This is a genomic window from Geobacter sp., from assembly GCF_027327745.1.
Classification (GTDB): domain Bacteria; phylum Desulfobacterota; class Desulfuromonadia; order Geobacterales; family Geobacteraceae; genus Geobacter.
This window is the reverse complement of the sequence record NZ_DAHVYG010000062.1, coordinates 38607-62792: the sequence shown is the minus strand read 5'-3', so window position 1 is coordinate 62792 and position 24186 is coordinate 38607. Positions and strand designations below refer to the sequence as shown.

Genomic DNA, 24186 nt, shown 5'->3' with positions numbered 1-24186 from the left:
ATTGTGAGAACTCGCAGAATTCATTTCTGCGAGTTCGTCGTTGCAAAAGGTCGTGGATGACTTTTGCAACATCCTGTTCGTGGGGTTCACCCGATACACCCCATGGTGCGCCTCGGTATCGGCCCGGTGGGCCGAAAGGTCGGCGGCAACGGCATCGATCTTCTTGCCGAGCTTCTCATCCACTTCGTCAATCTTCTTGTTCAACGTATCAATCTTGAGATCAACGAGATTAAAGCGCTCATCTGTCTTGCGGGCAAGCTCGCGAATCTCGCTGCGAAGCACTTCGTGGCCTTCAAGAACCAGATCAAACTTGCTTCTGATATCTTCAAGCGGTATTCCCAGATTGTCTTTCTGCATTGCTATCTCCTTGGGCGCCTTCAGGGGACGTTGGAACCCACAAAGGGACATTGTCAATTTGTTGACTAACTTCCCCACAGGGTCACGAGGGACGTCGTTTGCCCCCAACCCTACCCTTCCTTCACCCGATACACCCCATGATGCGCCTCGGTATCCGCCCGGTGGGCGGCAAGGTCAGCCGCGATACCGTCCACCTTGGTTTCCAGCTTGTCGACTTTGGTTTCCAGCTTGTCGACCTTGGTTTCCAGCTTGTCGACCCTCCCGCTTAGGATATCAATTTTGAAACTGTTCAGATCAATCTTTTCATTCAAGGCATCAAACCTGTCGTCGATTTTCTTGTCCAGTGCGGCATGCCCTTCCAGGACAAGATCAAATTTGCTACGGATATCTTCAAGAAGTATTTCTAAATTATCTTTTTGCATCGTTGCCTCCTCAAGGTGTTACGTCTTTCCCTCTTCCCTAAAGAAAAGACACCTCACCAGTACGTTGAGAAAAAAGGGGGACTACCATCAAATCCCGTGCCACGTCGCAGTCGCGAGCAGGGCACTCCATCCTGGTCAACCAGTCAATCCCAATGACTTACGAATCTGTTGGAGAAATACATCAACATCAGTCAGACTGTTCATTATCTGACCACAGATTACTTCCTGATCAATCTTTTCATAATCGTGAGCCAAAAAATTTCTGAACCCGGCAATGCTTGCGAAACGATAAGCAAAGTCCGCATCAAGCACCTTGTTCTCACCGAGAATATCGAACGACTCCGCATAAGACTGGGGTATTCGCAACCCTTTATGCTTGATTACCAACTCAGCCAGCACGATACAGCTATCGGAAAGCAGATAGAGATAATGGAGCAAAGCTCCGCGATACAGCGGATCAGCAGCAAATCTGCGGCTGCAATCATCCTCGATGGAACGGATTATCAAAAGGTGTTCGTTGATCCGCCCTATCTTCTGCAGTATCCGCTCCACTAGACCCCCATGGCGTATTGACGCTGAAACTTAAAGTCTGTGCACCTGTGGAGCACCTTCAGCTCAAATTCTTCTTGTGCATCCTGATCGGTCACGTAAAGAACCTTTCCATGCCTGATGATCTCATCATTCAATATAAGATTGCCTGACAGGTCAAGCAAAACCAGGTCGATATCGTTTCTTTTCAGTTTTCGGCACAGGTCTGCATACAAGCGAAATTTCAGGGTTGCTCCGCTTATGTTGTCCCTTTTGCGCATCAGCACCGCTATATCGATATCACTTGAAGGCGATCTCTGCCCCTTGGCAGCTGAACCGAAAAGGTAGGCGGCGACAATCTCTTCATGATATTTGTCGAAAATCGGAGCAAGTTCGGTTTGCAAGTGTTCCATATCATGTCCCCCCTTTCAGGGCACTTTCAGGGGACGTTGTTAACTTGTTTACTAACTCCCCCAAATCCCCTTTTCATTCTCCGCTCGACAATCCTGCGAGACAATGAACCACTTTCGATTCCTACCCTTCCTTCACCCGATACACCCCGTGATGCGCCTCGGTATCCGCCCGATGAGCGGCAAGGTCGACGGCAACAGCGTCGATCTTCTTGCCGAGCTTCTCTTCCACTTCATCAATCTTCTTGTTTAACCGTTCATCCACTTCGTCAATCTTCTTGTTCAACGTATCAATCTTGAGGTCAACCAGATCAAAGCGTTCGTCCGTCTTGCGGCCAAGCTCGCGAATCTCGCCGCGAAGCACTTCATGGCCTTCCAGGACCAGATCAAACTTGCTACGTATATCTTCGAGCAAAATTTCCAGACTTTCCTTTCGCATTGATTATCTCCTGGCATTTTCAGGGGATGGGGGGAACCCACAAAGAACCCACAAGAGGACGTCGTTAACTTGTCCCCCAAATTTCCTTTTCATTCTTCTCCGCTCGACACACATCCAATTCCTACCCTTCCCTCACCCGATACACCCCATAATGCGCTTCGGAATTCAGCGTTAGCCCCAACACTTGTCAATCCCCTGTTTCCCGCACCAAAAGTCTTTTGTCATGGATGACCGCAATAACCGTTACGGATTCCCCCTTAACACGATAAATGATCCTGTAACTGAAAACAAAATGTTCCCTTATCGCATGGTCCTTCAGCTCCGGCACTACGCGCCCGGAAAAGGGAAACTCCGACAGATGTCTGGTGACGCCTATGACTTTTGTCACTACAGCCCTTGCAAAAGGGAGAATCTCTTTCAATGTATTCCGCAACAAGCAGAATCGCACGTGCCTCGTCCAGCAGGGCCGTCTGCTGCTGGGCAATGAATGCCGTTTCAGCCTGATACAGGTCAAGCCGCATAGGTCTGCTCCCAGTAATATTCTTCCAGGTCACGCCACGTTCGTCTGAGGAAATGCTGCCAGGGAAGTCCATCTTCCCCTTTAAGCGGTATCCCCTCCTCCGCGATCACGGCACGCATGGCCAGACGCGCCAGGGGAAGGTCGATCAGATCAATGGCGGCTTCCGTTACGCCAAGAAGGGAGGCCAGCCGCCTGCGCAGGGTTTCGGTCAGCCCCAACCGTTCGAGAGGGAGAACTCCCCGCTCCCACTGGATGGCGATGTCCCAGTCGCTCTCCGGGCCGGGTCGGCCCGTCGCCCGGCTCCCTATCAGGACAGCCAGTTCCAGCAGCGGTTCACCCCCGAGTGCCACCTTCAAGATGTCTACAGTGTCAGTTTGCAACTCCTGACTCTCTCCACTGCCTGTTCCCGGGGGACAGGCACTTTCTGCGTCCGCTCCGGGGACGTTGTTTATTTGTTGACTAACTTCCCCACAAGGTCACAAGAGAGACACCTGCCCCGCCGAACCTACCCTTCCTTCACCCGATACACCCCATGATGCGCCTCGGTATCCGCCCGGTGGGCGGCAAGGTCAGCCGCGATACCGTCCACCTTGGTTTCCAGCTTGTCGACCCTCCCGCTTAAGATATCAATTTTGAAGCTGTTCAGATCAATCTTTTCATTCAAGGCATCGAACCTGTCGTCGATTTTCTTGTCCAGTGCGGCATGCCCTTCCAGGACAAGATCAAGTTTGCTACGGATATCTTCAAGAAGTATTTCTAAATTATCTTTTTGCATCGTTGCCTCCTCAAGGTGTTACGTCTTTCCCTCTTGCTGACGCTCACCCAAGACGCGGAGAGCAGCACTTTAACAGCCCTCAAGAGCCTGCTGCAAATCATTGAGGTGCAACTGTAGAGTATCCCAAATCATGACCATGTCGACGCCCAGATAATCATGAGCCAAAATATTCCGCATACCGGCAATCTGCGACCAAGGTATATGGGGCTTCTTCTCAGTGAGTATATCAATACCGTAATTTTTAAGGGCCTGCCCAATGACTTCAAGATTCCGGACGACAGCATCCTGGGTTTTTCGATCATCAAGAAATGCTTTCCAGTGTGTAGCCAGAGGTGTAATCCTTGATCAAGTCGATGCATTCCAGTGCCGTGGCAATATAGACAGATTTGTCTTTCATAGTTTCACGGCCTCTTGCTGGATTTTTTGTGCTAAATGCCGGTTTAAAGCCCGGGAACTTACCACATCAACCTTGCGACCCAGTTTGCTTGAAAGAGCTTCGATAAGGGAAATCTGGTCGAAGAGCGTGGAACCTGGTTGAAAGTCGACCAAGAAATCGATATCACTCTCCAGTCGTTCGTCTCCGCGAGCCACAGAACCGAACAACCGGACATTATCGGCATGATACTTACTTGAAATGGCGAGAATTTCTTCTCTGTTTTGTCGTAAGATTTCGATCAGACGGGCCATTATGTATCTCCCTGCACCAATAGACACTCCCCGGATTCTACCGCATCTTCGCTCTCTCGGGTTTCAGAAGAGGACTGAGCCAGTTCCCCCTCTCTCCAAAGCCTACCCTTCCTTCACCCGATACACTCCATGATGTGCCTCGGTATCCGCCCGGTGGGCGGTAAGGTCGACGGCAACAGCGTCGATCTTCTGCTCAAGCCGGGCTTCAACCATGGTCAGCCTCTGGTCGACCTTCCGGATTTCATCTTTCAACTCAGTCCTGGTCAACTCCAGCCTCTCTGCCAGCATCTGCTGCCCTTCAACTACAAGGTCGAGCTTGTACTGAAAGTCTTCGGAAAGAACTCCAATATGGTGTTTAAACAGCTCCTCAATTCTTTTGATCGAATCGTTATTCATGAAATATTAACCTCCAAGGACATGTGGGGCACCTTCAGGGCACCTTCAGGGCACCTTCAGGGGACGTTGTTAATTTGTTGACTAACTTTCCCCAAGGCCTCATGAGAGACACCTTTTGCCCCGCCAAACCAACCCTTCCTTCACCCGATACACACCGTGATGGGTCTCGGTGTCGGCCCGGTGGGCGGCAAGGTCGGCTGCGATGCCGTCAACCTTGGTTTCCAGCCGGAGGATGAAATTTATATAGCACGCTGCCGCTCAATAAGCCATAGGGACTTCCCTTATCGGAATGCCATCAAAGAAACGGAAGCTCAACCGACAGTGCAGATGCAAAACATGGAAATCCACGGTGAAAGCCTTAACGCCTCATGCCGACGGGCAGAATTCCCGCCTGAAAGCAAAAAAGCAGCAGCCCGTAAAAGGCTGCTGCTTTTTTAGATGGTGATCCCAAGGGGACTTGAACCCCTGTTACCGACGTGAAAGGCCGGTGTCCTAACCACTAGACGATGGGACCGTAGAAACTTTCCTGAACGAGAAAGGAGCGATCGTATCCCCACCACCAACTACCTTCTTCGTCGAAATACCTGGCTGGGGTGCAAGGATTCGAACCTTGGAATGCCGGAATCAAAATCCGGTGCCTTACCGCTTGGCTACACCCCAACGAGAAGGACTTTGTACCACACGGGCTTTGTCGGGTCAAGAATTTAATTGCTTCACAGGAGAAAAATATCAGATCGTTCAGACCCGCTGGGCGCCGGCGGCAATCGCCCTGATGTTGGCCGGAATGAACCGGCGGTTGCGTTCCGGCAGCGTCCGGCGGAGTGCCTCTTCGAACGTAACGGTGGCTACAGCGCCGGTTTTGGCGGCATAGGCGCCGACGGCCACCATGTTGACCATCCGCGGGTCGCCGAGCTCTATGGCGATCTCGTTCATCGGGATAGAAATCACCTCGACATCGGTGCGGGAAAGACCGGTGGAGTCGACCAGCGAGCTGTTAACGATGCAAAGCCCACCGGACTTGACCCTGGCGGCGAACTTGTCGAAAGAGGTCTGATTGAGTATGAGGGCCACCGACGGATTGCCGACCACCGGTGAACCGACTTCGCCATCGGCGATAACGACGGTGCACATGGCTGCGCCACCACGCTTCTCTACCCCATAGGAGGGAAGAAACGAGACATTTTTCCCCTCGATGATTGCCGCATAACCGAGCAGGTTGCCTGCCATGAGGATCCCCTGCCCTCCGAAACCCGCTATGAAGACGTCATAACGCATGAATAGCTCCCGTCACCTCACCTCAAAGTTCGCGGTGTCCTTGAAAACCCCCAGCGGGAAATAGCCGCACATTTCCGTCCCTACCCGCCCGTTGGCGGTCAGTGGATCCATACCCCAGTTGGTCGGGCACGAGGAAAGCGCTTCGATGAACGAAAAACCCTTTCCTTCGGCCTGATAGCGAAACGCCTTTTTAATCTGCTTTTTGGCGTCCATGAGATTCCTGGGGTTGTTGACCGCGACCCGGGCCGAAAAGGCGACACCTTCGAGCTGGGAGAGGAGCTCTGCCATCCGGATCGGGGAACCGTCCTTGGCAGCATTTCGGCCGAAAGGAGAGGTGGAGGTCTTCTGCCCTACAAGTGTGGTGGGTGCCATCTGTCCGCCGGTCATGCCATAGGTGGTGTTGTTGACGAAGATGACGGTGATGTCCTCGCCGCGGTTCGCCGCGTGAATGATCTCCGCCGTGCCGATGGCGGCGAGATCGCCATCGCCCTGGTAGGTGAAGACGAAGGAATCGGGCCGGGCACGCTTTACCCCCGTGGCAACCGCCGGCGCCCGGCCATGGGGAGCTTCGACCACGTCGATGTCGAAATAGCCGTAAAGAAAGACGGAACAGCCCACTGACGCGACGCCGATGGTGCGCCCCTGGACGCCGGATTCGTCCATCGCCTCGGCGACGAGCCGGTGGAACGTGCCATGATGGCAACCCGGGCAGAAATGGGTCTGAACATCCTTGAGGCTGACCGGTTTCTTGAAGACCTGTTGCATGGGAACCTCACCTCTCACCTATCACTTCCAACCTGGCAATATTTCTCAATCTGCACCAGCAACTCCTCAGGGGTCGGCAGAGAGCCGGCCCCCGGGGGTCTCCCGTAGAAGAAGACTTCCGCGTCGCGGGCCACCGACAGGCGGACGTCCTCCACCATCTGGCCGGCGTTGAGTTCGATGGCGAGCACCTTCCGGCACCGCTGCGTTGCGTCGCGAAAGGCCTTCTCCGGAAAGGGAAAGAGGGTTATGGGGCGGAGCAGTCCCACGTTGAGTCCCTTGTCCCGGGCGGCCATAACGGCGCTCTTGGCAATGCGGGCGGCCGAGCCGAAGGCCGTGACGACGAGCTCGGCGTCATCGAGCATGAATTCTTCCCAGCGGGATTCCTTCTCCTTCAGCTCAGCGTAGCGGGAGTGGAGTTTCCAGTTGTGGGCCTCAAGCTCTCCGTCACCAAGGTAGAGCGACTTCACGACCCGCTGCTCCCCCTTCTCTCTCCCTCTTACGACCCACTCCTTGGGGGGAAGACCCCGCAGGGGGCGCGGATGGGGGACGAACGACTCCTTCATTTGTCCGACAACGGAATCGCCCAAGATCATTGCCGGGATCCGGTAGAGGTCGGAGAGATCGAAGGCGAGCATGGTCAGGTCGTACATCTCCTGCACCGACGAGGGGGCCAGAACGATGATATGGTATCCGCCGTGGCCTCCCCCCTTCACCGCCTGGAAATAGTCGGCCTGGGATGCGTCGATGCCGCCTAGTCCCGGACCGGAGCGGCAGATATTGACGATCACACCCGGCAGTTCTGCCCCGGCCATGTAGGAAATACCCTCCTGCTTGAGGGAGATGCCGGGACTGGACGAGGAGGTCATGGCCCGCGCCCCGGTGGCCGAGGCACCGAGAAGCATGTTGATCGAGGCGATCTCGCTCTCGGCCTGAACGAACTCACCCCCCAACGGGGGGAGTTCCCGGGACATGTACTCGGGAATGTCACTCTGGGGGGTGATCGGATAACCGAAATAATAACGGCATCCGGCCTCTATGGCAGCCATCGCCAGGGCTTCGTTGCCTTTTATAAACAGACGCTTTGTCAAAAGAGCCTCCGGACTGTCAATCTGTGGAGGGGAGCATCCCCCCGTGCCGAGCCGGGATCAGTAACAGATCCCGCTACGATTACTTAAAGACGGCTATGGCAACGTCAGGACACATCTCGGCACAGAGAGCGCAGCCGGTACACTGTTCCTGGCTCGTCATGAGCGCCGAGACATAGCCCTGCTTATTGATGGTGCTACCCATGACGATGAGCTTGCGCGAACACGCAAGCGTACAGAGACCGCATCCCTTGCACCGTGATTCATCTATCTTGATACGCGCCATTGGTGAACTTCCTCTCAGAAAAGTTGCCATATACAGCCGCTGCTCAACCGTAACAAAACAACAGTCAGTGCGTCAATTGCAAAAAAATGCATTTCCCACTTGATTTTATGAGGTTATACCGTTAAATATAAGCAATCGTTGTCTATCGTGTTGTTATTATCAAAGGAGGACTAAATGGCATCAACATTACTGGAGTTGACAGCAAGCATTGTATCATCCCACGCCGCTGTGTCAGAGCTCTCGACCGACGAACTGGTCCAGGAGATCCAGAAAGTTTTCTCCACCCTGCAGGGGCTTGAAGCTGGAGCTGCCGAAGCCGCTCCGGCAGAGGAGGCAAAAGGGCCGGTTGTTACGCTCAAGAAGGCTTTCCAGGCCGACCAGGTCGTCTGCATGATCTGCGGCAAGGGGGGGATGAAAACCCTTACCCGTCACCTGGCCCAGGTGCACGATATGAAGCCGGGCGAGTACCGGAAACAGTTCGGCATCCCGAGCACCCAACCGCTCACCGCCAGGAAATTCTCCGAGGCCCGGAAGCAGATGGCCCGCGACCGGGGCCTTGCCGAGAATCTGGCCAAGGCACGTGCCGTGCGGATGGCAAAGATCCAGGAAAAGAAGGCCGCCACGACCGAGAAACCGGCAAAACCAAAGGCGGTTCGCAAGAAGAAGGCTTAGGCCGTTCGCGGATATGCATTGAGAGAAAAGCCGTCCCTGTTCGTCAGCGGGGACGGCTTTTCCTATTCGCCCCTTCTGGCCAGCAGTGCATTCGCAAGACACGCAAATTCTTCAAGACCAAGCGTCTCGCCGCGCCTTCCGGCCGCAATGCCGCAGTGGGCGAGCGCCGCGGCAATACCTTCTTCCGTGACTCCCAACCCCGCCCCCCGCAGACAGTTCCACAGGGTCTTGCGCCGCATCGCAAACGCCCCCTTCACCACACGGCTGAAAAACGCCTCATCTCCCACCTCGACCCGCGGGGTCTCCAGGGGGACGAAGCTCAGGACCGCAGAATCGACCTTCGGCACAGGGTGGAATGAGCCGGGTCGCACGATCAGCTCGCGCACGACATCAAAGTGAAGCTGGAAAAGAACCGAGAGGACCCCGTAGTCCTTGCTCCCCGGAACCGCCGCCAATCGGTCTCCCACTTCCTTCTGCAGCATGAGAACGAGACGGGAGAAGAAGCGCCGATTTTCCAGGAGGAGAAACAGGACGGGGGTTGAAATATTGTATGGCAGATTGGCGGCGACCTGCCAGGGTCCCTCTTCATAGCGGGTCAGCAACCCGGGGAGATCGAGTTCCAGAATGTCGCCCTGGACGATCTCGACCCTCGGATTGTCGCGGTACGTCTCCCTGAGAAGCGGGACGAGACGGGTGTCGAGTTCGACCGCCACGAGCCGCGCCCCCCCCGAGACGAGAAATGCGGTAAGGGCACCCTTGCCGGGACCTATTTCGAGAATGCAGTCCCCGGGGCCGGCTGAGACCAGACCGGCAATACGCGACAGGACGTTGCGGTCCGTAAGGAAATTCTGGCCGAGCGATTTTCTGGCGCGAATCCCCTCCCCCCTCATGATGCAAACCTCGCCTTCAGGGTGTCGAGGGGCCACGAAACCAGGGCGTCGAGGGAGAGATCGCCCCGGATCCCCCGGACCAGGTAATAGTCCCCGGGGACGGCGATCATGGCCGCATTGTCGCTGCAGAGAACCGGCGAGGGGATCGAAAGCTCCATCCCCTTTCGCGCGGCGGCCTCTCCCATCGCCCGGCGCAGCGCGCTGTTGCATGCGACCCCGCCTGCCATCACAACCCGCTCGACGCCCGCGTCTTGCGCCGCCTGGAAGGTCTTGGCCACGAGCACGTCGCAGACGGCACGCTGGAATGAGGCGCAGATGTCGCGCAGATTCTGCCCGGAAGAGAAATCGGGATGCTTCTTCAGGTGGGTAAGGACCGCCGTCTTCAGCCCGCTGAAGCTGAAGTTGTAACTCCCGTCATGGAAGAGCGGCCGGGGGAACGGAATCCGTTCCGGATCGCCCGAGGCGGCGAGACGGTCGACCTCGACGCCGCCCGGATAGGGAAGCCCCAGCAGCTTGGCGACCTTGTCGAAGGCCTCCCCGGCCGCGTCATCCAGGGTCTGGCCGAGGGTCGCGTACCGGCCGATGCCATCCACGCGGTAGAGGTGGGTATGGCCGCCGGAAACGGCGAGGGCGACAAAGGGAAACTCCACCGGGCGTTCGAGGAAGATGGCCGAAAGGTGCCCCTCGATATGGTTGACGCCAACAATCGGCACCCCCCGCGCAAAGGCGATCGCCTTGGCAACGGAAATACCGACGAGGAGCGCGCCGGCAAGACCGGGCCCCTGGGTCACCGCGACCCCCTCGATCCCGTCGATCGGGACGGCGGCAGCGCGCAGGGCCTCGGCGATCACCACCGGTATCAGTTCGAGATGCTTGCGGGACGCGATCTCGGGGACGACGCCGCCGTACTCGGCATGGTCCTTGACCTGGGTGGCGACCACGTTGGACAGGATCGTCCTCCCGTCGCGGACCACCGCCGCCGCGGTTTCGTCGCAGGATGTTTCTATGGATAACAGAAGCATTACAGCAGATTCGCCGCCAGCTCCGCCAGTTCGGAGCGTTCCCCCTTGGTCATGGTGACGTGCCCGGAGATGGACTGCTCCTTGAACCGCTCGACCACATAAGTCAGGCCGTTGGAGGAGGAATCGACGTAGGGGTTGTCGATCTGGTAAGGGTCGCCGGTGAGGACGATCTTCGTCCCCTCTCCCGCCCGGGTGATGATGGTCTTGATCTCGTGGGGGGTGAGGTTCTGAGCCTCGTCGACGATCATGTACTGCAGCGGGATCGAGCGACCGCGGATGTAGGTCAGCGGCTCGATTTCCATGATCCCCATGGCCATCAGCTCCTTGTACCCCTTGCTGTGGCGCTTTTCGGCCTCGTGCCCGGAGAGGAGGAGTTCCACGTTGTCGAATATCGGCTGCATCCAGGGAGCGAGCTTTTCCTCGATATCGCCCGGGAGGAATCCCAGGTCCCGCCCCATGGGGAAGACGGGACGGGAGACCAGGAGCCGGTTGTAGACATTTTCCTCGGCGGTCTTGTGAAGACCGGCGGCAATGGCCAGCAGCGTCTTGCCGGTCCCCGCCTTGCCGACGAGGGTCACCAGCTTCACCGAATCGTCCAGAAGGAGATCGAAGGCAAAAGCCTGCTCGCGGTTCCGCGGCAGGATGCTCCAGATCCCATCCTTCGCAACCTTGTGCAGAGGGATGATCTTCCCGTCGTCGGCCCGGAATTTCCCCAATGCGGCATGGGACGGATTGGCCTCGTCCCGCAGGGTTACGCACTGGTTCGGGTAGAACGCGCCTCCCTCGACCGTCACCCATCCCTGCCCATGGAAACGGTCCACAAGCTCCGGCGCCACCTCGATCTCCGAGCAGCCGGAATAAAGCTCCTGGATGTCGACCTTGTCCGATTCGTAATCCTCCGCGGTGAGACCGAGCGCATCCGCCTTGATCCGGAGGTTCGTATCCTTGGTGACGAAGATGACGGGGCTTGCGCTGTCCTGTTCCTTCACGCGCATGGCAACGGCGAGGATCCGGTTGTCCCCCCGCTCCTCCCGCAGCTCGGGGGGGAGATTTTTCATGAATTTCTCTTCGTACATCTCGACGCGCAGGACCCCGCCGCTCTCAAGAGCGATGCCGGCCGAGAGCGTCCCCTCCTTGCGCATGTCGTCGAGGTAACGTGAAACCTGCCGGGCGTTGCGACCGGTCTCGTTCATGTCCTTCTTGAAGCGGTCCACCTCTTCGATGACCGTTATCGGAACGATGATATTGTGTTCCTTGAACTTGAACAGCGCCTGGGGATCATAGAGAAGCACATTGGTGTCGAGGATGAAATTCTTGGTCATGGGTTCGTTTCCACCGTGGAATGAATTGAATTGCTACTTGTCGATGACGTGTATCTGGAGCCCGGACGAAAGTGCGAGAATCTTGATGAAGACCGGCCGGTCGCGGTACTTGGCGTCGAGAATAACCTCCCCTTCCCGGTTGAGGGCGGCCAGCACACTCTCGGGCGACTCCTTGACGGTATAGAAGTTGTAGATCCCGGTGGCGTAGAGTTCGTCCTTGGTCACCGGCTTTTCCGGTGGGAGCGAGCAGCCGGCAAAGACGATCATCACGAGGAAAAGCATTCCCAAAATCCACGTTTTCATAGTGATCTCCCAAAGCAAACGATATGACTAACCCTTGCCGACAATCTCCCTGAGGGCGGCAAGAAAATCCTCGATGTCCCGCTCGGTCGTGAAGTACCCGGGGCTCACCCGCACCGTGCCGCCGGGATAGGTGCCGATGGTACGATGCGCGGCAGGCGCGCAGTGAAGACCGACCCTGACGCTGATGTCGTAATCGTGGTCGAGGCGAAAGCCGATTTCCTGGGGATCCGTGTCTTCGACGGTAAAGCTCGCCACTCCCCCGCGGGGTTCGTCGGGCAGGGGGCCGTGACAGGTTACCCCCGGAATGGCGCGAAGTCCCTCGACAAGGGAAGTGATGAGCCGCTGCTCCTTCGCCGCGATCGCCTCGATCCCCACCTCACGGATGAACTCGATCCCCGCCTTGAGGCCGGCGATGCCCGGGGTGTCGAGGGTCCCGCTCTCCAGCCTCTCGGGCATGGTCGCCGGCTGTTCCGGCCCCGACGAAAAGCCGCCGGTGCCTCCGACGATGAGCGGGGTGAGCTCGATTCCTTCCGCCACGTACAGGACACCGGTCCCCTGGGGCCCCATGAGCCCCTTGTGCCCCGGCGCCGCCAGGAGATCGATACCCATGGAGGAAACGTTGATCGGGATCATGCCGGCACTCTGGGCTGCGTCCACGAGAAAAAACGCCCCTGCCGCCCGGGCCGCACGGCCTATCTCCGTTATCGGCTGAATCGAGCCGGTGACGTTGGAACAGTGGGAAAGGGCAACGAGCCTCGTCCCGGGGCGGAGCGCTTCCGCCACCTGGGCCGCCGTCACGAAACCGCGGCGGTCCGCCTCGACCCAGGTCACCTGAACGCCCCGCTCCTGCAAGAGATGCAGCGGGCGGACCAGGGAGTTGTGCTCCATAGTGGTCGTCACGACATGGTCGCCGGGGAGCAGGAGCCCGAAAAAGGCCATATTGAGGGCTTCCGTGGCGCTGTGGGTAAAGACGACCCGGGAAGAGTCCGCAATCCCCAAAAGGGCGGCCACGGCCTCCCGGGCTTCGAAGACGAGCCGGGTCGCCGCCATCCCCCGACGGTGCCCGCCCCTCCCCGGCCCGACGCCGATCTCCCGCAAGGCGTAGTTCACCGCATCGTAGACCGAATCGGGCTTGGGATATGAGGTGGCCGCGTTGTCAAGATAGAGCGACATGGATGGAACCTAGCATGGCAACCGCTATTTGGCAATGTAATTCAAGGCCGGCAGGAGGGGCTTCGCGCGCAGCGCGGGGGTCAGCAGCACCCCCCCGCGGCCGGTCTTGTCGACCGCACCGGACACCTTCTTCTCAACGGACTCCGGAGAACTCTCCCCCCACCAGTTGGCCATGGCCCTGAACGCTTCCGAACCCGAATTATAGAGGTCATAGCGGCCGTTGTTCACAAAGACGTTTCCCCAGGCGGCCCCTCTGCCGTCATCAACCCGTAGCCCCACCGCAGCGTTCTCCGCGATCTCGTTGGCGACCACCTTCACCCGCGAACGGGTCAAGACGATGCCGGCCTCGCGATTGCCGGCAATCCTTCCCCGGGCGACCTCTCCCTCGCACCCTTCCAGAACGAGACCGGTCCCGTTTCCGACAAACAGGTTCCGCTCCAGCCGGATCCGCCCACCGTCGACGGACAAGCCGACAGTGGCGTTGTCGGCAACGGTTGTCCCTTCGAGATTGAGGGAGCTGTCGCGCACCATCAGCCCGACGCGGTTCCTTGCAACCGAGGCGTCCCGGACATCGGCCTCCGAGTCCGTGAATTCCATCCCGACATCGCCCCCCAGCGCCTCGCCGCCGCCGACACTCACGACCCCATCCTGGAATCTCCCCCCGGTTCCGCAGTTGTGGAAGTCCACGTCACGGAGATAAACGGTCGAGTAGACGGCATCGACGCCAATGGTTGCTCCTTCGATCCGGGCGTGGTCGAGCTCGTTCTTCTTTTGACTCCCCAGAAGCACGATCCCCTCCCAGTCACCCGCCCGGGGCTCGGGGAAGACCGAGGTGAAACGCGCCGGCGACTCGGCGCTTCCCCGGACAACGAAGCGCCCCTGAACGAGGAGCCGCGGCCCCGCCCCAACGCCGGCGGAAGTGCGCCGGAAACGAACCACCGCCCCTGGCTCCACCGTCAGGGTGGTCTGGGGTGAGACCATCACGCTCCCTTCCACCACAACTTCGCCGCGCCATACCGTATCCTCCACAAGAACCTCGTCCCGATAGACCCTTACTCCGGCCATAGCTGCGGGAGGAGGTGCGATGCGCCCGGCTCCGGGGAGCGGCGCCCGTTCCGGGGGCGGCAGAGGCTTTGCCTGGGAGGGTGCGGTCATTTCGTCGGCAGCATCCTTCTGCACCTGCCGCACCGGTGCAACGACGGGGGAAGAAACCACCCGGAGAGGAGCAGAACGTGGGGTCCCTGCCGAAGATGCATCGCTTCTCCCCCCCCACAGTCCGGAGAGTGTGCCGCACCCCGAAAGGAGCACCGCTACGCAGGAAATCCCGAAAAAGGCGATTCCCTTGCGTCTGACCATGCAGTCCACAAAACACCTCATTCCCCGGCTCCTTCCCGGTAGTAAACCCTGTTCTTGCCGAATTCCTTGGCCCGGTACAAGAGATCGTCGACCCCCTTGAGCAGCTCGCCGCGGGTCTCGCCATCGCGCGGGTAGCAGGCGACGCCAACGCTGACCGTCACGCCATGGGGAGCTATTCCCTGCAGGATCGTGACGCTCTTCCGTTCCACGAGCTCGCGGAGGCGCTCCGCCACCTGGAAGGCATTGGAGAAATCGGTTTCGGGGAGGAGCACGATGAACTCCTCGCCGCCGTACCGAAATGCCATGTCGGAATCCCTGAGGGCTTCGGTGAGGATGTCCCCCATGGCCGCCAGCACCTTGTCCCCGTGGGGGTGGCCGTAAGTATCGTTGAACTTCTTGAAGTCATCCACATCCATCATGATGATGGAGAACGGCTTTTCGTAGCGCTTGGCCCGATTGAGCTCGCGGCTGAAAACCTGCTGGAAGTAGCGGTGATTGTACAGACCGGTCAGGGCATCGGTGATGGCCATGTGACGCGTGCGCTCATGGAGCTGGGCATTCTCGATCGCCATGGCGGCAAACGACCCGAGGACCGACAGGAGCTCCATCCGCTTGCGGTCGAATGCGCGGGGGACGAAATCGTCGAGGTAGAGGATGCCCACGGTCCTGCTCTGGACCTTGAGCGGGATGCAGATGAGGGAGCGGATCCCCTCGGCCAGGGCGATGGGATTGGTGAAAAAGGTCGTCTCGGCCGTATCGTTGACGAAAAGGATCTCGCCACCGGTGAGGACCCGCTCCGTCAGCCCGCCGGGGTGAACCTCCCAGCGCTCGGTTCTGACGAAATCGGCGGTGAGCCCCTCATGGGCGTGGAGTGTCAGCTCTCCGCGGACGGCGTCATAGAGGGCGATGCTCCCGGCGGGTGTTTCGGCAAAACGCATGGCACTGGCCAGGATGGCGTGGAGCACCGAATCGAGGTCGAGGGTCGACCCCACCGCACCGGCGACCTCAATCAGGTCGCGCAGCGCCCTCACTTCGGATTCGAGATTTTCTCGGATACATTCCGGGCAGCGTTCCATATTGGTTCCTACACGAAATAAAACTAGAATTGTACCACAAACGGAGCCTACATGGAAATTTTTTGCTCATCTCTCCTGTTCATCTTCATCCGCAGTATTGCAAGATATGGTCAGATAAAAAGAAGGGGGAGCTTGCGCTCCCCCTTTGATCGACTATCAACAGTACTAAGTTATTGAATCTGAACCCCCTGAATTACAACCGAAATCCCAGGAATTGTTGTGCCGTTTAGATCGGTAACCGATGAACTGGCATCAATCAGGGCAAAATCACTGGCAGTCGGCATGGTTTCGGGTGTGATGCCGGGAGAAATATTAAAGGTAACCGTGGTGAATTCTCCAACCGGGATCTGGGCATTACTGAAGAGAACTCCCGACCAGAAAAGGAGAACTTGATTCGGAGTTGTTGCATCGGAAATAGGAGCTAATGTGGTGACGCCCGACCCAGCGGCACTGGCAAACGTCAACCGAGTCGAATCATACGTTACCACGGCAGAAATGTTGCCGATCAGGGTATTCGCCGGCAGGGTACCAGTAGTAGCAACTTTCACCGTTGCCGTCGTCGGCTTCACCACGAAATTAAAGGAAACAGGAGTGATAACGGTCCCCGCCGTCGCGGTGACGGTCACCGCGCCCGCAACAGCGCTCGTCAGAGTTACGGTCGCGACCCCGCCCACGGTAGTCGTAGGAGTTCCGAGAGTACCCGTTCCCGACGTCACCGCGAAGGTCACCACCGTACCGTCGGGGACCGGTCCACCCGCAGCCCGAACGACATTGGCGGTAAGGGTGAGAGAGCCATTCAAAAACGCCGCGGGTGCCGAAGACGTGACGGTCATGCTTTGGGGGGCATTCGGATCGACGAAGTTGAAAGTCAGCGTCTTGGACATACTGCCGGCAGTGGCGGTGACGGTAGCCTGTCCCAAGGCTGACCCTGTGAGCGTGACGGTTGCAACACCACTAGTGGTGGTTTGAGAAGCTGCCGATAGAGTTGCACTCGTTGCCGGCGACACCATAAAGGAGACCGTCTCGCCCGTCGGCGCGGGGTCCGCCGCTCTTACCACGGTAGCGGTAAGTGTCAACGGGTTGCCGGTAAACGAAGTGGTTGCCGATGCGGTGAGGTCAAGACTCGTCACAATATCTCCGACAGATGTCCCGTTGGGATTCTTTGCAGCAGAGTTCACAAAGGCAGTTGTCGCCGCAGTGAAATCCGTAAGAACCTGTCCGGCAAGTTGTCCATTGTTTGCAGCAATATTACTCAGAAGCGTGTTAGTTACGTCGCCAGTAATTGTAGTGGTAGTGGCACTGTACTGGGAAATAGCCGCAAGCTTCAACGCGTATGCCTTTTGGTCATCGGTAGCACCGGTGGGGAACGATGCCGTCGGATCAAGCGGTTTCGTCTTGACGATATCAACGGTGGTCCCGGCACCAAAGAACGCGGTGGCTATGGCGTTGTTGGCAGCGTTTATGTTGGTCGACGTCATGGGACTGGTCCCATTTTTCTGCACGGCCATTTCCGTCAGCGGCGTTACGTTGATACTTCCCGTGGCGCCGGAGGCCTCGGCAAGAAACGCCCGCAGGCCGCCGGGAGAACTACCGGTTGCCGGGAATTCCGTGCTGATATTTTTGAAAACATTCGGATTTGCCTCATCCTTATACCGGCCGTGGGTCACTTCCACGAGAACCGGCCCCGTAATGGTTCCGCCGACCGTTATGTTGTAATTGCCATTGGCGTCGGTACGACCTTGCGCAAAGGCCGGGGTAACTTTATTCCCTGATTGATCAATCCTGAAAATGTTAACCGTCGCATCTTGTACCGGCCCTTTAGAGACTACGCCACTGAAGGTGGTACTTGCAGGGGTTCCCCCCCCTCCACCTCCGCATCCGGCAATAATGAACCCAATGACGGACAGGATCCCAAACAATAGGTTTCTGAGCTTCATCGTGCTACCTCCTTTATGATGGCTGGCGACTGACAGCTGCGTATGCGATATTGATGCCAGAATGTCCATCCCGGCCTTAGGTAGAATAAAACGACATTTCCGTCACCATTGCAAGAGTACAGACAAAGGAAATATTGTCAAGAAACCGCTTTTATTGTCCGAAAATTGACCGTCGCCGGGAAGCAGATCCCGGGTTTGCCTTCCCTGCCAAAAGCACCATGGGGAGACTCAAAAATCAACTGAAACCATTCGCCATTTCACCGAATTATTTACGTCCGTTAAATAGCCTTGACACGCCATACATCTTGTGGTTATTTTACGAACCCAACACAACATATATGGCTCACTACCCGTTTGCACCACATCAAACCCAAGGAGAGAACAGCATGGCAGAGGCGAAGACCACAGCGGAAATCCCGGGACTCTCTAAGAACGCTCGCACCGTTCTCGAAAAGCGTTACCTCAAGCGCGATACCGAGGGGAAAGTCCTCGAAACCCCGGTGGACATGTTCCAGCGGGTTGCCAGGTCGATCGCCGAAGCGGACCGGAACTTCGACAAGAAGGCCGACACCAGGGCCCTTACCGCCAAGTTCTACGAAATCATGACCAACTTCGAGTTTCTCCCCAACTCCCCCACCCTCATGAACGCGGGGCGTGAGCTGGGGCAGCTCTCCGCCTGCTTCGTCCTGCCGGTGGGCGACTCGATGGAGGATATCTTCGACGCAGTCAAGTACACCGCGCTCATCCACAAATCGGGGGGGGGCACCGGGTTTTCCTTCTCGCGGCTGCGGCCGGCAAACGACGTGGTCCGCTCGACTTCCGGCATCTCCAGCGGCCCGATCTCCTTCATGCGGGTCTTCGACGCCGCCACCGAGACCATCAAGCAGGGGGGGACCCGGCGCGGCGCCAACATGGGGATCCTCCGCGTGGATCATCCGGACATCATGGATTTCATCATGTGCAAGGATGACCAGAAGCATCTGAACAACTTCAACATCTCGGTGGGGCTCACCGAGCCGTTCATGGAGGCGGTGGAGAAGGACCAGGAGTACGAGCTTCTCAACCCCCGCGACGGCAAGAAGTGCGGCACCCTCAACGCCCGCAAGGTCTTCAGCCGGGTCGTCAAGCAGGCGTGGAAAAACGGCGAGCCGGGGATCATCTTCCTCGACCGCCTCAACAAGGACAACCCGACCCCCCACGTGGGACAGATCGAATCGACCAACCCGTGCGGCGAGCAGCCGCTCCTCCCTTACGAGTCGTGCAACCTTGGCTCCATCAACCTGGGGACGATGGTCAAGGATGGCGAGGTCGACTGGAACCGTCTGAAGGAGGTGGTACGGCTGGCGGTCCACTTCCTCGACAACGTGATCGAGGTGAACAACTACCCCCTCCCACAGATCAGCGAGATGACCCGGGCAAACCGCAAGATCGGCCTCGGCGTCATGGGGTGGGCCGACATGCTGATCCTCCTCGGCATCCCCTACAACTCGCCCGAAGCGGTCCGCCTCGGCGAGAAGGTGATGCGCTTCATCAACGACGAAGGGCACGCCTACTCCCGGGAGCTGGCGGCGGTGCGCGGCACGTTCCCCAATTTCGCCGGGTCGATCTACGACAAGCCGGGTAAAGGAGCAATCCGCAACGCCACGGTGACCACCATCGCCCCCACCGGCACCATCTCCATCATCGCCAACGCCTCCAGCGGCGTCGAACCGCTCTTCGCCGTCTCCTTCGTCCGCCAGGTGCTCGACAAGAATATCCTCGTTGAGGTGAACCCGATCTTCGAGCGGATCGCCAAGGAGCGGGGTTTCTACTCCGAGGAGCTGATGCAGCGGATCGCCGAGCACGGAACGGTCCACGACATCGAGGAGGTCCCGGAGGACGTGCGGCGGGTGTTCGTGACCGCCCACGATATCACCCCCGAGGTCCACATCGAGATGCAGGCCGCGTTCCAGAAGTACACCGACAACGCCGTCTCCAAGACGGTGAACTTCCCCAACCACGCCACCATCGATGAAGTGGAGAAAGTCTACCGCCTCGCCTATAAGCTCGACTGCAAGGGGGTCACCATCTACCGCGACGGCTCCCGCGACGAGCAGGTCCTCTCCACCGGCAAGAAGGAGGAGAAGGAGAAGGCCGTCCCGCAGGAAGACAAGCGGATGATCAAGCGCGATCGTCCCAAGGCCCTCAAGGGGTGGACCTACCAGATGCAGACCGGCTGCGGCCCGCTCTACATCACCATCAACGAGGACAAGGCCGGCCTCTTCGAGCTCTTCACCACCATGGGGAAGGCCGGCGGGTGCGCCGCCTCCCAGAGCGAGGCCATCGGCCGGATGGTGTCGCTGGCGTGGCGAAGCGGCGTCCAGGCCCGCCAGGTGATCAAACAGCTCCTCGGCATCTCCTGCCACCTCCCCGCCGGCTTCGGCGACAACAAGGTCCTCTCCTGCGCCGACGCCGTGGCCAAGGCGATCCAGAGCCACATGCAGGTCGCCGGCTACGACCTGGGGCTGGAGAGCCAGGGCCCCGACCGGGGTGCCTGCCCCGAGTGCGGCGGGATCGTGGAGCACGAAGGGGGGTGCGCAGTCTGCCGGGTCTGCGGGTACTCCGAGTGCGCTTAACCCAGACGCATCAATACAGAAAGGCTCGCAGAAAGCGGGCCTTTTTTCTTCTCGCTGATTGCCTGCCTGACTGAAAACGACTATGGTAAAAAGGATTCTATCCTCACAGGGGCTTGAGCTTTCCACCGATCAACTGGAACTACTTGAGATCATAACCGATTTCAATCTTGAGGCCCGGTATCCGGACGAGAAGTTTTCCTTCCAAAGGAAATGCACCAAGGACTTCACCAAAGGGTATCTGACAAGGATCGAGGAGGCACGACAATGGTTGCTCCGGCTGATACAGTCATAGAGATCGTAAAAAAATACGTTGAAGAACTGCAGCGTCATAACATCGACGTTCAAGAGGTCATAATCTTCGGATCCTACGCCAAAGGGAATGTTAAAGAAGAGAGTGACATCGACATCGCTCTAGTTTCCGATGTCTTCACCGGAGACCGCTTCGAGGACCGGCGTAAGATTGTGCCGTTCCGGCGCCGGATTGACAACCGTATCGAACCGATGCCGTTCCGACCGGAGCACTAACCTGGTGGATGAGATCAAGAGGACGGGGATCAAGATTGCAGTGTAATCCGTTGTCAGTTGACCGACCGGCATTTGCGGCTTTTCGTAGTAACCCCCGACATGCACCGGGTACACCATTCCGTCATTCCCCGCGAGACGAACAGCAATTTCGGATTTAACCTCCCTTGGTGGGACCGCCTTTGCGGAACTTATCGCCCCCAACCACCTCTCCTCAATTCTACAAGGGTCGCCCCCCAGCCACCGGCATCCTCCCCCGCCAGGCGAAACGAGGCGACTTCCGGCTGACGGGCAAGAATGGCATGCACCGTCCGGCGAAGGGTTCCCGTCCCCTTGCCGTGAATGATCCGGACGGCATAAATCCCCCTGCGGCGGCATTCTTCAAGATAGTCGGGAACGAGCTCATTCACCTCCCGTGGCTGGAATGTGTGGAGATCCAGTATCCCGTCGATGGGGTATTCGATCGTTTCGCCTTCCACCGTCGCCTCCTTTTCCCGATTTCCGGTTGATTTATCCTTCCGATATGATACTCCAAAACGTGTGCGCCGCCTGCGCCGCGATTTTCTACTCTGCGAGGATACCGATGACCACCGACATTGCCGCCATGCTCTGGGACACCACCCCCCTCTACCCCGCCGCCGGCTCCCCGGAAATCGAGGCCGAACTGGCCCGGGGTGCCGAGGAGACGCAGAAGTTCCGCGCCACCTATCAGGGACGGGTCGCCTCCCTTGATAACACCGCGTTTCTGGAGGCGCTCCGGAGTTACGAAGCCCTCAACGAGCTGCTGGCGAAGCCCCAGCTCTATGCCCATCTCCTCTTCGCCGCGGACTCGGAGGACGAGACCCACAAGCGGCTCTCCCAGCGGGCGGCCGAGTTCGGCAATCTCATGGGGCGGGAGCTCCTCTTCTTCGATCTGGAGATCATGGAGATTCCCGACGACCGCTTCGCCGGGGTCATCGCCGACGCGCAGTTCGCCAACTACCGGCACTTCCTGGAAAGCGTCCGGCGCTTCAAGCCCCATACCCTCAAGGAGCGGGAGGAGCAGCTCCTGAAGATGAAGAGCCTCACCGGCTCCGATGCCTTTACGCGGCTCTTCGATGAGCTCTCGGCCTCGCTCCGCTACCGGATGGAAATGGACGGTCAGGAGCAGGAGTTCACCGGCGAGGAGCTCCTGGGGCTTCTCCATCACCCCGACGCCGCCGTCCGCGAACGGGCGTTCTCCACCTTCCTGAACCGCCACGAGGAGGAGGGGATCGTCCTCTCCACCATCTTCAACACCATCGCCCTCGACCACGGCCAGGAGCTGGAGCTCCGCAGCTACCGCCACCCCATGGAGCCGACCCATCTGGGGAATGAGCTCCCGGAGGAGGTGGTGAACCGCCTGATGGAGGTGTCGGAGGCCAACTACCCGCTGGCCCGGGACTATTTTCGGCTGAAGGCCCGGCTCCTGGGGCTACCGAAGCTCAAGAACACCGACGTCTACGCCCCGGTGGGCGAGACCGACCGACGGTACACCTATGAGGAGGCGAAGGGGCTCGTGCTCGACGCCTACGGCCGCTTCTCTCCCCGGTTTCGTGAGATGGCCGAGGCGTTCTTTGCCGAACGGCGGGTCGACGTCCTGCCGCGGCCGGGGAAAAGCGGCGGGGCGTTCTGCATGGGGATGACGCCGCGGCTCCCCCCCTATCTTCTCCTCAACTTCACCGGCAACCTGCGCGACGTGGCGACCTTGGCCCACGAGATGGGGCATGGGCTCCACTTCGTCCTCTCCCAGAAGCAGACCATGCTCAACTACCACGCCCCCCTGCCGCTGGCCGAGACGGCGTCGGTCTTCGGCGAGATGCTCCTCACCCGCTATCTCCTGGAGCGCGAGGCCGACCCGAAGGTGAAGGTGGCGCTCCTCTGCGCCAAGATCGAGGACATCATCGCCACCACCTTCCGCCAGAACGTCCTCACCCGCTTCGAGGAGCAGATGCACCGGGAGCGGCAGAAGGGGCTCCTGACCTCTTCACACCTGTGCGACCTCTGGTGGGAGGAAAACGATAAGCTCTACGGCGACGCGGTGGAGATGATCCTTCCCTACCGCTGGGGGTGGAGCTACATCAGCCACTTCATCCATGCCCGCTTCTACTGCTACTCCTACACTTTCGCCGAGCTCCTCGTTCTCTCCCTCTACCGCAAATACCTGGAGGAAGGTGAGCCGTTCATCCCGACCTACGTCGCGATCCTGGAGAGCGGCGGCTCATTGTCCCCGGCCGACACGGTCCGGCCGACGGGGATCGACCTCGCCGATCCCCACTTCTGGCAGAAGGGATACGACTTCCTGGCGGAGCTGATCACAGAGCTGAAAGGGTTGCTCGACGAAGCGTAACACCGGCCATGGAATCTCTAAAAAGAAACGCCGCCGGGATCATCCCCTGACGGCGTTTCTTTATTGGTCAGGCATGGGGCAGAGCTCAGAACTGGAAGCCGACCTCGCCGAAGGGACCACCGAAGTTGACATCGGCCTTGACGTCGCTCTCGTCGATCTTGAGCTTCTCGTACCGGTACCCCGCGGCGGCGAAGACGTGGTCGAAGAAAATCAGCTTCCCCCGGCCGATGATGTCGAAGTACCGGTCCTTGCCGTAGGCGATGCCGCGGGCCTCCGCCTCCCCCGCCAGCCAGGAGAAGGGCTTTACCTGCACCCCGGCATAAAGCATCGGGACCGGGACGGTGAGCGACTTGGATTCGGTGGTGGCCCCCTGCACCACCTCGGCCTTCAGGTCGACGAGACGGGCATCGATGCCGAGATCGACGTTCAGGATGTTGGCCGTGGCGGTCTTGAGGAACGGCAGCCCCCAGTAGAGGCCGAGGTCGTAGTGGTCGAGCCTGAGCTTGGAGGTAAAGGTCGTGTTGCCGGTAAAGGTCTGGTTGCCGAAGGTGAATGTTGACGACTTGATCCCCTGCTCCTTGAACTCCATCGGTGTCGCCATGAGATAGAGGTTGGGGAAGAAGAGTGGCGTCTCCACCTTCACCCTGCCGGTGAGGCGCGTCTCGTCGCCGTACTTCAGCTCGTCCTTCAGATCGAGGCTGGTCCCCTGGTAGGCGATGTTGCCGCGGGGGGTATGGTTCCAGACCCCGATCGCCGCCTCGATCCCGGTGGCCCCCGCCGAAGCGGCGGTTCCCATGAGCAGGAGAAGAGCTCCCCCAACCAGTTGCTTGAATCCCATCTGTGACCTCCATGTTCGCGTGTTGTATGATGTTGCCGCAATCCCTTTTTTTATCGTCATCCACGGAAGAAATCTTGAGGACTTTTTCTCCCGACGCGAAAAGACCGCCGGGAGCATCTCCTCGGCGGTCTTTTCGCTTCCGTTCCG

29 protein-coding genes, 2 tRNA genes and 2 pseudogenes are annotated in these 24186 nt (G+C 58.6%); 6 read left to right on the top strand and 27 right to left on the bottom strand.

The genetic code is table 11. From position 1 onward, the window contains the following. Positions 1–87: 87 nt before the first annotated feature. The 11 genes and pseudogenes from M6689_RS12180 to M6689_RS12140 all read right to left on the bottom strand — a co-directional run. Positions 88–357: pseudogene (locus M6689_RS12180) on the bottom strand (hypothetical protein); the annotation flags it as partial. 110 nt (positions 358–467) lie between these two features. Beyond that, the gene (locus tag M6689_RS12175; RefSeq protein ID WP_298272097.1) at positions 468–779 is read right to left on the bottom strand and encodes a hypothetical protein; all 312 of its coding nucleotides are present in this window, start codon (positions 777–779) and stop codon (positions 468–470) included. Positions 780–914: 135 nt separating this feature from the next. Further along, on the bottom strand, positions 915–1331 hold the full coding sequence (locus tag M6689_RS12170; protein WP_298272094.1) for a DUF86 domain-containing protein: 417 nt from the start codon (positions 1329–1331) through the stop codon (positions 915–917). Next, positions 1331–1720 carry a nucleotidyltransferase domain-containing protein gene (locus M6689_RS12165; protein ID WP_298272092.1) on the bottom strand — a complete coding sequence of 130 codons (390 nt, stop codon included), beginning with the start codon at positions 1718–1720 and terminating at the stop codon, positions 1331–1333. Before M6689_RS12165 ends, M6689_RS12170 begins: the two co-directional genes overlap by 1 nt. 121 nt (positions 1721–1841) lie before the next feature. Next, positions 1842–2156 (bottom strand): hypothetical protein, encoded by a 315-nt coding sequence (locus M6689_RS12160; protein WP_298272089.1) that lies wholly within the window; start codon positions 2154–2156, stop codon positions 1842–1844. Positions 2157–2343: 187 nt separating this feature from the next. Next, positions 2344–2544 carry a type II toxin-antitoxin system RelE/ParE family toxin gene (locus M6689_RS16320; protein WP_366949748.1) on the bottom strand — a complete coding sequence of 67 codons (201 nt, stop codon included), beginning with the start codon at positions 2542–2544 and terminating at the stop codon, positions 2344–2346. Between the two features lie 122 nt (positions 2545–2666). Continuing rightward, positions 2667–3056, bottom strand: a complete 390-nt coding sequence (locus M6689_RS12155; RefSeq protein WP_298272086.1) for a nucleotidyltransferase family protein — start codon at positions 3054–3056, stop codon at positions 2667–2669. A 125-nt stretch (positions 3057–3181) separates the two neighbouring features. Further along, on the bottom strand, positions 3182–3451 hold the full coding sequence (locus M6689_RS12150) for a hypothetical protein (RefSeq protein ID WP_298272082.1): 270 nt from the start codon (positions 3449–3451) through the stop codon (positions 3182–3184). 69 nt (positions 3452–3520) lie between these two features. Next, entirely contained in the window at positions 3521–3709 is a 189-nt protein-coding gene (locus tag M6689_RS16315; RefSeq protein WP_366949747.1) for a DUF86 domain-containing protein, read from the bottom strand. Positions 3710–3844: 135 nt separating this feature from the next. After that, positions 3845–4138, bottom strand: a complete 294-nt coding sequence (locus M6689_RS12145; RefSeq protein WP_298272080.1) for a nucleotidyltransferase family protein — start codon at positions 4136–4138, stop codon at positions 3845–3847. 102 nt (positions 4139–4240) lie between these two features. Further along, positions 4241–4534, bottom strand: a complete 294-nt coding sequence (locus tag M6689_RS12140; protein ID WP_298272078.1) for a hypothetical protein — start codon at positions 4532–4534, stop codon at positions 4241–4243. 156 nt (positions 4535–4690) lie between these two features. Between M6689_RS12140 and M6689_RS12135 the strand changes: the two genes are divergently transcribed. Continuing rightward, positions 4691–4972 carry a hypothetical protein gene (locus M6689_RS12135; RefSeq protein ID WP_298272075.1) on the top strand — a complete coding sequence of 94 codons (282 nt, stop codon included), beginning with the start codon at positions 4691–4693 and terminating at the stop codon, positions 4970–4972. A 1-nt stretch (position 4973) separates the two neighbouring features. On the opposite strand, the gene M6689_RS12130 is transcribed toward M6689_RS12135, so the two are convergent. From M6689_RS12130 to M6689_RS12105, 6 genes are all read right to left on the bottom strand, one after another. After that, positions 4974–5048, bottom strand: a tRNA-Glu gene (locus M6689_RS12130). Positions 5049–5119: 71 nt separating this feature from the next. Continuing rightward, positions 5120–5194 (bottom strand) — tRNA-Gln (locus tag M6689_RS12125). A gap of 78 nt (positions 5195–5272) precedes the next feature. Further along, positions 5273–5809: a 2-oxoacid:acceptor oxidoreductase family protein gene (locus M6689_RS12120; RefSeq protein ID WP_298272072.1), complete on the bottom strand. Its 537-nt coding sequence runs from the start codon at positions 5807–5809 to the stop codon at positions 5273–5275. Between the two features lie 12 nt (positions 5810–5821). After that, positions 5822–6574: a thiamine pyrophosphate-dependent enzyme gene (locus M6689_RS12115; RefSeq protein ID WP_298272069.1), complete on the bottom strand. Its 753-nt coding sequence runs from the start codon at positions 6572–6574 to the stop codon at positions 5822–5824. A 14-nt stretch (positions 6575–6588) separates the two neighbouring features. Continuing rightward, a complete protein-coding gene (locus tag M6689_RS12110; protein ID WP_298272066.1) occupies positions 6589–7662 on the bottom strand; it encodes a 3-methyl-2-oxobutanoate dehydrogenase subunit VorB in 1074 nt (357 codons plus the stop codon). A gap of 79 nt (positions 7663–7741) precedes the next feature. After that, positions 7742–7945 (bottom strand): ferredoxin family protein, encoded by a 204-nt coding sequence (locus M6689_RS12105; protein WP_298272063.1) that lies wholly within the window; start codon positions 7943–7945, stop codon positions 7742–7744. Positions 7946–8119: 174 nt separating this feature from the next. On the opposite strand from M6689_RS12105, the gene M6689_RS12100 reads away from it, so the two are divergent. Beyond that, entirely contained in the window at positions 8120–8617 is a 498-nt protein-coding gene (locus M6689_RS12100) for a MucR family transcriptional regulator (protein ID WP_298272061.1), read from the top strand. 62 nt (positions 8618–8679) lie between these two features. On the opposite strand, the gene rsmA is transcribed toward M6689_RS12100, so the two are convergent. From rsmA to M6689_RS12060, 8 genes are all read right to left on the bottom strand, one after another. After that, a complete protein-coding gene (gene rsmA / locus M6689_RS12095; protein ID WP_298272058.1) occupies positions 8680–9507 on the bottom strand; it encodes a 16S rRNA (adenine(1518)-N(6)/adenine(1519)-N(6))-dimethyltransferase RsmA in 828 nt (275 codons plus the stop codon). Continuing rightward, a complete protein-coding gene (tsaD, locus tag M6689_RS12090) occupies positions 9504–10529 on the bottom strand; it encodes a tRNA (adenosine(37)-N6)-threonylcarbamoyltransferase complex transferase subunit TsaD (RefSeq protein WP_298272055.1) in 1026 nt (341 codons plus the stop codon). The genes rsmA and tsaD overlap by 4 nt, the downstream gene beginning before the upstream one ends. Continuing rightward, the gene (locus M6689_RS12085; protein WP_298272052.1) at positions 10529–11851 is read right to left on the bottom strand and encodes a PhoH family protein; all 1323 of its coding nucleotides are present in this window, start codon (positions 11849–11851) and stop codon (positions 10529–10531) included. The genes tsaD and M6689_RS12085 overlap by 1 nt, the downstream gene beginning before the upstream one ends. 33 nt (positions 11852–11884) lie before the next feature. Next, positions 11885–12154 (bottom strand): hypothetical protein, encoded by a 270-nt coding sequence (locus M6689_RS12080; RefSeq protein WP_298272050.1) that lies wholly within the window; start codon positions 12152–12154, stop codon positions 11885–11887. Positions 12155–12181: 27 nt separating this feature from the next. Beyond that, on the bottom strand, positions 12182–13327 hold the full coding sequence (locus tag M6689_RS12075) for an aminotransferase class V-fold PLP-dependent enzyme (protein ID WP_298272047.1): 1146 nt from the start codon (positions 13325–13327) through the stop codon (positions 12182–12184). 24 nt (positions 13328–13351) lie between these two features. Continuing rightward, complete coding sequence (locus M6689_RS12070) at positions 13352–14704, bottom strand: right-handed parallel beta-helix repeat-containing protein (protein WP_298272044.1); 1353 nt, start codon at positions 14702–14704, stop codon at positions 13352–13354. Continuing rightward, complete coding sequence (locus M6689_RS12065) at positions 14701–15759, bottom strand: sensor domain-containing diguanylate cyclase (RefSeq protein WP_298272041.1); 1059 nt, start codon at positions 15757–15759, stop codon at positions 14701–14703. Before M6689_RS12065 ends, M6689_RS12070 begins: the two co-directional genes overlap by 4 nt. 170 nt (positions 15760–15929) lie before the next feature. Next, a complete protein-coding gene (locus tag M6689_RS12060; RefSeq protein WP_298272038.1) occupies positions 15930–17696 on the bottom strand; it encodes a hypothetical protein in 1767 nt (588 codons plus the stop codon). Positions 17697–18082: 386 nt separating this feature from the next. Here M6689_RS12060 and M6689_RS12055 point away from each other — a divergent pair, with 386 nt between their 5' ends. The 3 genes and pseudogenes from M6689_RS12055 to M6689_RS16310 all read left to right on the top strand — a co-directional run. After that, positions 18083–20311, top strand: a complete 2229-nt coding sequence (locus tag M6689_RS12055; protein WP_298272036.1) for a vitamin B12-dependent ribonucleotide reductase — start codon at positions 18083–18085, stop codon at positions 20309–20311. 264 nt (positions 20312–20575) lie between these two features. Next, positions 20576–20836 carry a nucleotidyltransferase domain-containing protein gene (locus tag M6689_RS12050; RefSeq protein WP_298272033.1) on the top strand — a complete coding sequence of 87 codons (261 nt, stop codon included), beginning with the start codon at positions 20576–20578 and terminating at the stop codon, positions 20834–20836. Between the two features lie 63 nt (positions 20837–20899). Continuing rightward, positions 20900–21040, top strand: a pseudogene (locus tag M6689_RS16310) (sterol desaturase family protein); the annotation flags it as partial. Here M6689_RS16310 and M6689_RS12040 read toward each other — a convergent pair. Beyond that, complete coding sequence (locus M6689_RS12040) at positions 21025–21312, bottom strand: Smr/MutS family protein (protein WP_298272028.1); 288 nt, start codon at positions 21310–21312, stop codon at positions 21025–21027. The pseudogene M6689_RS16310 and the gene M6689_RS12040 overlap by 16 nt on opposite strands. A 104-nt stretch (positions 21313–21416) precedes the next feature. On the opposite strand from M6689_RS12040, the gene M6689_RS12035 reads away from it, so the two are divergent. Continuing rightward, a complete protein-coding gene (locus M6689_RS12035) occupies positions 21417–23201 on the top strand; it encodes a M3 family oligoendopeptidase (protein WP_298272026.1) in 1785 nt (594 codons plus the stop codon). An 85-nt stretch (positions 23202–23286) separates the two neighbouring features. Here M6689_RS12035 and M6689_RS12030 read toward each other — a convergent pair whose 3' ends face one another. Further along, positions 23287–24039, bottom strand: a complete 753-nt coding sequence (locus M6689_RS12030; protein ID WP_298272023.1) for a TIGR04219 family outer membrane beta-barrel protein — start codon at positions 24037–24039, stop codon at positions 23287–23289. Between the last annotated feature and the right edge of the window lie 147 nt (positions 24040–24186).